1 protein-coding gene and 1 pseudogene are annotated in these 1,148 nt (G+C 42.2%); both read right to left on the bottom strand.

Going from position 1 to position 1,148, the window contains the following annotated elements; translation table 11 throughout:
• Positions 1 to 25: 25 nt before the first annotated feature.
• Positions 26 to 937: an IS3 family transposase gene (locus tag SB775_RS27300; protein ID WP_377387665.1), complete on the bottom strand. Its 912-nt coding sequence runs from the start codon at positions 935 to 937 to the stop codon at positions 26 to 28.
• Positions 934 to 1,148, bottom strand: a pseudogene (locus SB775_RS27305) (IS3 family transposase); the annotation flags it as partial. The gene SB775_RS27300 and the pseudogene SB775_RS27305, both read right to left, overlap by 4 nt.

Below are 1,148 nucleotides of genomic sequence, written 5' to 3' on the forward strand. Positions count from 1 at the left end.
TTTTACGGACAGTATAAAAAAGTGCCTAAGCAGCTAATAAATGGTCCCGGTATTGTACCGGGGCCATTTTCCTTAGCCCCCATTGATAACGATGTTCATTATATTCTTCAATAACTCGATCAATTTCTTCCTTCACATCCGTTAAATTAGTACATGTTTTATATTCTGCCAAATCCTTAAAGTGGCCAAAGAAACTTTCCATTGGCGCATTATCCCAACAGTTTCCCTTGCGGGACATGGATTGGGTTATCCCAAGTTCCTTCACTTTGCGTTGAAATAGCGGATGGGTGTAATGGAACCCCTGGTCAGAATGAAGGATTGCACTCGGATGGAACTCGTGACACACAGCCTGCTTTAGCTTATTTAAAGTCTCGTAAACGATATCCATTTCTAATGAAGTAGATAAATGGTACGTAACGATTTCTTTTGTGGCGGCATCTTTTACGCAGGATAAATACGCTTTTTGGCCTTTCCCATAATAAAGATAGGTAATGTCAGTAAGCAGGACCTTCCCTGGCACCTCCTGATTGAATTCACGATTAAGGAGGTTTGGACAAGTAAGGTGCTCCTTGGTTGCCTTGGCCATCTTCCGATACGGGTTGGCCCTTCTGATTTTCGCTAGGAGATTATATTTTGTCATCAACCGTCTGATTTTCTTATGATTCATGACGGCCGAGTAGTCATTCTCCATAATCATTTTGATTTGGAGGGCGCCTACTTTTTCCTTTTTACTGATGAAAATATTTCTGATCAATTCTATGTCCAATTCATCCTGTTCTTCACGAAGCTCACGGTAAGGAGCTGCCTTTAACCAATCATAGTAGCCACTTCGACTTACACCAGCCAATTTGCATAGATAAGAAACAGCCTTCTTTAATTGGTGTATTCTGATCGTCCTTTCAATCAGATAGAACTTCTCAGCAGCAGTTAGAATCATTTCTTTTTCAGAGCCTGCCTTTCTAGCTCTTCCAGCTTTTTTAGGAAGTCATTTTCTGCTTCAAGGAATTTGATTCTCGCCTCGGCCTTCCTAAGTTGATCTTCTACAGACTGTGGCTTGGAAGTGGGGCGTCCTGTACTTCCTTTTCCACGGCGTTCCGTAAGGAAGCCTTCCTCACCAAACCTTTCAAAGGTACTACGCCAGCGCTGTA

The organism is Peribacillus sp. SIMBA_075 (assembly GCF_046534585.1).

Coding starts and splice junctions, on each gene's coding strand:
- SB775_RS27300 (WP_377387665.1), bottom strand. CDS start 937: ATGATTCTAACTGCTGCTGAGAAGTTCTATCTGATTGAAAGGACGATC.